Genomic DNA, 6664 nt, shown 5'->3' on the forward strand with positions numbered 1-6664 from the left:
AAGATACGGTTAGGGGTTCTATAACTTTCATTCATATTTTTTTGAAGTAGCACTCAGCACTCGGCGTTGGTGACAAGAGGTATGATATCTTGTCCGGATAAGAGCGCAAACAAAAAACTTTCTCCTTCTACTACTCTTTCTTCTTCTTTCTTTCTTTCCTCCTGACTCCTGACTCCTGACTCCTGACTCCTAAATAATTAAGATTAATATCATACATTAATTCACCAACGCCCAGCACTCAGCTATCAGCGATCAGCTTCTCAAGGTGTATAATGGGAGATTCAAACCCCAGTAAAAGTCCCACCACGCGCTTTTTCAAATATAGAGGGGGCTTTAAACCCTTGAATTTTTGGCGATACAGCTAAATGCTGTTGGCGAAGCATGACCTAAGGAAAAGCTGATAGGTAGTTAAATTCTCATCAAAATTAACAAAACCTAGAAAATTTTTTAGGATAAAAACATTCCAGGGGAATGTCTCTCTAGATTTAGGCATAATATTACAGCACTTTTTAAGATGGTAAGGTACAGCTACTCCCTACTTCTAGTTCCTGTGTTCTCTACTGCCAAGATGTACCTCATCAAATAGAAAATTTCTGCAAGTATAGCGCCCTAACTGCAAAATTTGACTTTTGTACTACCAATCTCGTGAATTTTTAGACTCATCCTGAATTGATAACCAATCTTTTCCTAACTGAATAGTCACATCTGACCTTAAATATCCCGTACTTTCTACAAAAACTTCTCCAAAACCTAGAGACTTTTGAACTTCCTGCGCAGCTTGCATATCTCCTTTCTGAGCAATAATTCGAGTCACTTCCAAAGGTGAATTCCAACGTTTAGCCACTTTGACATTCCAATAACCAGCATCGTTTAAGGAATTTACTAATTCATCAACAGAGTCCCAATCATCTGTACTATCTTGAATTGCTACTCTAACATAAGAAGAATCAGAATTTTCTAATTGTTCGCGATCGTAACCAAAATCAAAGTGTTTAGCAATCATCGTATCTAGAGTTATCAGATCGGGCAACCAGTAACTAGAATTATACTGTCTAGGGTTGCTAAACTCACCAGGTACCATCAACATCTGCACATTAGAGCGCTCAGTTTTAGCAGCAAAATTCATCAAAGCGACTAACTCCTCAACACTCAAATTTGTATCAATATGAGACTGAATTACCGAAAGAATTTTTGGTAGTCGTGATAAAGTTTTCACATTAACCGACTGTTCCATAAATGCTCGCATCAGAAGTTGCTGGCGTTGCACTCGCCCAATGTCCCCTAAATTATCGTAGCGGAATCTCAAAAATTGTAGAACCCGATCGCCATTGAGATGTTGTTCCCCAGCTTTGAGATTAATATACAAATGTTGACTATCATCTTGATATTTCATGTCTTTGGGCACATTAACTTTGACACCCCCAAGAGCATCTATTAATTTTTCTACTCCTTGTACATTGACTCGAATATAACGGTCAATTCCTACTCCACCAAGCAGTTCACTCACAGCTTTGGCACTTTTAGCAGGTCCTCCATAATAGTTCGCAGCATTAATCTTGGTTAAGCCTCGATCTTCTACATAGGTACGAGTATCTCTAGGAATAGAAAGCAAAGTTAACTTCTGATTTTTCGGGTCGAACCTTACTAGAAGCATCGTATCAGATAATCCTTTAAAAGAATTAACCAAAGCGTGATACCCTAAATCATTACTATAATGGGGATATTCTTCTAAATCTGACGTTAATACTTTTATTCCTAATAACAATATATTTACAGGTCGGGTTAACTCTGGCAATCTCATATTACTTTTGGCCAGGTCTTGTTGAGAAAATACTGCTGCTTCTTCTGGAGAGAGCTTTTGTTGCATTAGTGGAGTGCTGGAAAGAGATACGGCTAAGAGAGCGCCTGCTGTTGCAGATATCATTGCCACTCCGGCTAAACCTAGACCTAAACCAAACCAATGTCCTGGACCAAATTGGGTAGGTTGTCTCTGTAGATTTTCTGTTATTGAATATTTTCTAGAGGTTGAATGTAAAAATTTATTAGCGGGCACTGGCTTCCTCACACACTAAATATTAAAATAAGGTTTTATTGTCAGAAAAATTTTACTGAAAATTAGAATTTTCAATAGTTTAATAGAATCTTCGACTATCATAAATGTTTATCTACCACTTTTTCTGCTATCCGGCTAATTCCTGGTAGCCATAATGGTTGTCTTTTCCAAATACGAACCATTAGCCCTAAACTTATTATGAAGTAGCTAGTAGTTAGCAGGCTATTTATTAATAACAGTGTGATAGTCCCAGATTCCCCAACTTCAGTCCCTGGTTGTAATAAAATATTGCCCAAGATCCACATGATGGTTAAAGTAATAACTAATTTGCTGACTGCTCTATGTTGTGGACTACGGTGTTGACGATACAGAATCCACATTGCCATGAAGAAACCTAATACTGGAGTGACTAATAAATATAGTTGTAGGCGGTTAATGTTAGAGTTTTCTAGTTGCTGAGTATTTTTCATTTTGGTTATTAGCAAAAGTTCAGTTTTTGTTGGTATTTATATAACTTAAATCTGTCAGATTCTGGTAATCTCTTTTTTTTGAGGGTACAGAAAATAAAAGTCACTATAATAACAATAAGAATATTTAAATTAGAATAAGTATATCCCATTTTTGTTTCTTCGTTTAATTACCTTAAATTAACAACTGAAAAAATATATAGAGGTGATGATACATTTAATTAAAGCTGAAAATATAAAATATATACCACATTTAATCAATGAAAAACTTGACTTAAACAAGTTGATTTTTTATCTACAAACTAATGCTTCTATAGAATAAGTTGAGAGATTCATCCTAGATGATCAAAAAAATAGAGGGGTTCACTGGAAGTTTTATATAAATTTTGAGTATGTACTTGAGGATGAAAAATATACATTTACAATCATGGTAGCTAGCAAATTACCGATATTTATTGCGTATATATATCAAAATAATTTAAAAATTCATGTTGGTCAAAAAGTTAAAATAACTGATTTTTGTAATTTCACAAATAAAAGTTATATGTTATTATTCAAAAGTTGATTTTTCTTATAATAAACTAATAAAAAAATCAGTATCAATGCAAGGATTTTTACCTGGTATTGGTGAATTTTTTGGAGATTTTGATGATTATTCTGACCGGAATGATATATCTTTATTAGATTTTCCTAAAACAGATTTCTCTACTCACCATGTTACTGACTTTCTTGGTAAGTATTTTGTAAGTTATTAATTTTTTCTCCTCTTAAAAACCCTGTCAAATATTTGACTTTCCCCTGTTTCCTCAAACATTTAATTTTTTGTTTAGATCTCAAATTTCAATGCTACATATATATTCTGACAATAAATTATTAAATTAGTGTTAAAATTTACGCAACAGAGAATAGTAGGAGAACATTCACTCTTATGACCACTATGCAGAAAAAACCTATTGTTATTGCCCCATCTATACTATCAGCAGATTTTAGCCGTCTTGGAGATGAAGTACGAGCTGTAGACCAAGCTGGTGCTGACTGGATTCATGTTGATGTAATGGATGGCCGTTTTGTACCTAACATTACTATCGGTCCATTAATCGTCCAAGCACTTCGCCCTGTCACTGAAAAAACTCTTGATGTCCACTTAATGATTGTGGAGCCAGAGAAATATGTTGAAGATTTTGCTAAGGCAGGTGCTGATATTATATCTGTTCATGCTGAACATAATGCTTCACCCCATTTGCACCGAACTCTAGGCCAAATCAAAGAGTTGGGTAAGCAAGCTGGTGTAGTTCTTAATCCTTCTACACCATTAGAATTAATTGAATATACTTTAGATTTGTGTGACTTGGTGTTGATTATGAGTGTCAACCCTGGTTTTGGAGGCCAGAGTTTTATTCCTGGAGTAGTATCTAAGATTCGTAAGCTTCGTGAAATGTGTGATGAACGAGGACTCGATCCTTGGATTGAAGTTGATGGTGGCCTTAAGACTAATAATACTTGGCAGGTGTTAGAAGCTGGTGCTAATGCTATTGTTGCAGGTTCTGCCGTGTTTAAAGCTGATGATTATGCAGAAGCAATTAATGGTATTCGTAATAGTAAGCGTCCTGTTCCTGAACCTGAGTTAGCTACTGTTTAATAACAAAAAATACAGTTTAATAAAAAATTATTAAAATTAAAAATGGATTGTACAATCCATTTTTAATTTTCTTTTGGTTGAGATTGATTTAAACCTCTAGCAAAAGTCAAAATTCAATCTTTTTTAATGCTTTTGTCTCTTGCAAGACCAGGCAAAGTATCTACTAAATAACTTTAGCTAAAGCCATCTCCATATCTGATATCAAATCCGTTTAATTGGACATAAAAAAAATCTTCAATCGTCATAACTACGCTCATCTTTGTAATTCTTTCTTCTCCTGACTCCTGACTCCTGACTCCTGAGTACTCCTAACTTAACCATTCTATGGTTGTTTAACCGGATTTGATATGATACTTTTTCTGGTGCAGTAAAAGTTTCTCCATCCATCACAAAAAAAGGCGTACCAGAAGCACCAATTTCTTGAGCTAGTTAAACATCTTGTTGAATTTAATTAATTGCTACTTGAGAATTACGTTGGTGCGCGTTCCCTCTCTTGGTCAGCATTCCCTTGCCTCTTGCGCTGACGCAGGATCTGACCGCTCTGTTGGTCGATTGGATATGGTGAGGATACCCGCTCTTGACAGAGTCGCTGCCTCTTTTCCTGCGGAATGCTGCGCAAACAGAGGAGCTTTCCTTGCGGAATGCTATCGCAAACGCTAACGCCATCCCTCGACCTCTTGTGCCATGCGACGGCGCGGAGTCCCATCCATTTTTTCCCCTATTCTATTTCTGAATTTCCTGACTCCTGACCCCTGACTCCTATGCCAAAAGCACATACCTTTGCAAAGATACCAAATGAGTTCTATATGGTATTTGCAATTAGTTGGAGTTTGTAGATGCGGAGCAAATACCCGTTAGCTATTCCATCTAACTTTCTCTTCTTCCCTTTTCAAGCCATCTATTTTTAATTTTTTCAAAAGGTAAATTTATTGACTAACTTTAGCCAAAAGTTTCTCCATATCTGATACTTTTACTGCACCAGAAAAAGTTTCTCCATTCATCACAAAGAAAGGTGTACCAGAAGCACCAATTTCTTGAGCTAGTTGAAAATCTTGTTGAATTGAGTCAGTTGCTTCCTGAGACTTTCGATCGCTATTAAACTTCTCTATATCTAAGTTCAAATTATTAGCAATTTCTATATAGAACTCTTCACCTAATTTATCCTGTTGTTCAAATAAAGCATCGTGATATTCCCAAAATTTACCTTGTTGTTGAGCTGCCCAAGATGCTTTAGCTGCTGGAATTGCTTGAGGGTGAATTCTTACTAGAGGTAAATGCTTAAATACTAAAGTTACTCTATCTTGATGTTTATCCATAAATTCTTTAAGATTTACTTGCACTTTAGAGCAGAAAGGACATTGAAAATCTGAGAATTCAAACAACACGATTTTTTGCTCGGTAGAACCAAAAGTTGGAGAATTACCAATTTTTGCTTGAGGATTGGTTTTAAACTGTTTTAATACTTCCTGCTTACTAGCTTGTTGTTGTTCCTGTTGTTGTTGTTGGTAAGCTTGTACTGATTCTATAATTGCTTCTGGATTATTACGAATAATCTGTAATACTTGCTGTTCTAATTCTTCTGAATTTACTTGAGTACCAGTTGATTGAGCTGATGGAGTACAACCACTAATGGCAATAACTATACTGAATATTGCTATGAAGTATAAAACTTTCAAGTTATATAGATTAAATCTAGTAGAAAAATTACTCATAGTCCTCCATTTAAAGTCAAAAAAATCATGAATATAATATAGTATAAATTTCATTTGAGTTGTTTCAAAAATCTGGCAAATTTTAGGAAAAAGGCGAAAGGCAAGAGGCAAAAGGTAAGATGGTTTACCGGACTTTTTAATGTTAGTAAATAACTAACTATTGTTTGACATTGCAAATAAAAATGCTATATAGCGCTGTGCGCAGGCAACAGCTCATCTGGCAACAGCTCCGGAAGGGGGAATAAAAAACCGATAATATCAGGCTTTTAGCTATTGGACAGTTACTGTAATTTGTAAATATGCCAGCGCACATTGCTATACATGGTAGTCCTATTTTAGTTGTGAATAAAATCTAGGAATTACGAAAATTTTTAATTAGGGGTTAGAGATCAAGTTTTTTGATTTTCTATCTATAAGTTCTGGATTTTTCACAAATCATTATCAGACTGCTTAAATTAAATAATAAACAAAACCTTTCTCCGTTCGAGTAGCTATAAGGTTGAAAATTATATGTAACTAGAGAGAGAATAGTAAAAAATAAAATTAGGGAAATCAATAAAATTTTTGAGAAAAATTATTTAACAGAATTATTCCGCAAAAAAAAATTTAGTATATCTTTCAGTATTTACCGAATAATTCATAGTTAAAGCATCTTTATCATCTGAATAAACAAACAACAAACAAAAAAATATTTTACTTTTTGTCAATCCTATCTACTTCAAGGAGAGGTATTGAAGAAGGAGACAGGAGACAGGAGACAGGAGACAGGAGGAAAATTACATGGGGATTCTCA

General features: G+C 34.9%; 6 protein-coding genes. 2 read left to right on the forward strand and 4 right to left on the reverse strand.

Annotation, left to right across the window (positions count from 1 at the left end; all coding sequences use genetic code 11):
- Positions 1-634: 634 nt before the first annotated feature.
- Entirely contained in the window at positions 635-2053 is a 1419-nt protein-coding gene (locus tag D5R40_RS15585; RefSeq protein ID WP_240038878.1) for an LCP family protein, read from the reverse strand.
- Positions 2054-2151: 98 nt separating this feature from the next.
- Positions 2152-2523, reverse strand: coding sequence for a hypothetical protein (locus tag D5R40_RS15590; protein ID WP_124154876.1), 372 nt, complete (start codon positions 2521-2523; stop codon positions 2152-2154).
- Between the two features lie 599 nt (positions 2524-3122).
- Between D5R40_RS15590 and D5R40_RS35330 the strand changes: the two genes are divergently transcribed.
- Both D5R40_RS35330 and rpe read left to right on the forward strand, forming a co-directional pair.
- Positions 3123-3275, forward strand: coding sequence for a hypothetical protein (locus tag D5R40_RS35330; protein WP_161564441.1), 153 nt, complete (start codon positions 3123-3125; stop codon positions 3273-3275).
- A 182-nt stretch (positions 3276-3457) separates the two neighbouring features.
- Complete coding sequence (gene rpe / locus D5R40_RS15595; protein ID WP_205127321.1) at positions 3458-4159, forward strand: ribulose-phosphate 3-epimerase; 702 nt, start codon at positions 3458-3460, stop codon at positions 4157-4159.
- Between the two features lie 234 nt (positions 4160-4393).
- Here the strand turns inward: rpe and D5R40_RS35335 are convergent, their stop codons facing one another.
- Together D5R40_RS35335 and D5R40_RS15600 are read right to left on the reverse strand one after the other, a co-directional pair.
- Positions 4394-4549 carry a hypothetical protein gene (locus D5R40_RS35335; RefSeq protein WP_161564997.1) on the reverse strand — a complete coding sequence of 52 codons (156 nt, stop codon included), beginning with the start codon at positions 4547-4549 and terminating at the stop codon, positions 4394-4396.
- Positions 4550-5085: 536 nt separating this feature from the next.
- Entirely contained in the window at positions 5086-5871 is a 786-nt protein-coding gene (locus D5R40_RS15600; RefSeq protein ID WP_124144319.1) for a DsbA family protein, read from the reverse strand.
- Positions 5872-6664: the final 793 nt, after the last annotated feature.

The organism is Okeania hirsuta, assembly GCF_003838195.1.
GTDB lineage: Bacteria > Cyanobacteriota > Cyanobacteriia > Cyanobacteriales > Microcoleaceae > Okeania > Okeania hirsuta.

What these genes read in the sequence shown, in the direction of transcription:
- D5R40_RS15590 (WP_124154876.1), bottom strand. Translation starts at nt 2,523, where the DNA reads ATGAAAAATACTCAGCAACTAGAAAACTCTAACATTAACCGCCTACAA.
- rpe (WP_205127321.1), top strand. Translation starts at nt 3,458, where the DNA reads ATGCAGAAAAAACCTATTGTTATTGCCCCATCTATACTATCAGCAGAT.
- D5R40_RS35330 (WP_161564441.1), top strand. Translation starts at nt 3,123, where the DNA reads ATGCAAGGATTTTTACCTGGTATTGGTGAATTTTTTGGAGATTTTGAT.
- D5R40_RS15600 (WP_124144319.1), bottom strand. Translation starts at nt 5,871, where the DNA reads ATGAGTAATTTTTCTACTAGATTTAATCTATATAACTTGAAAGTTTTA.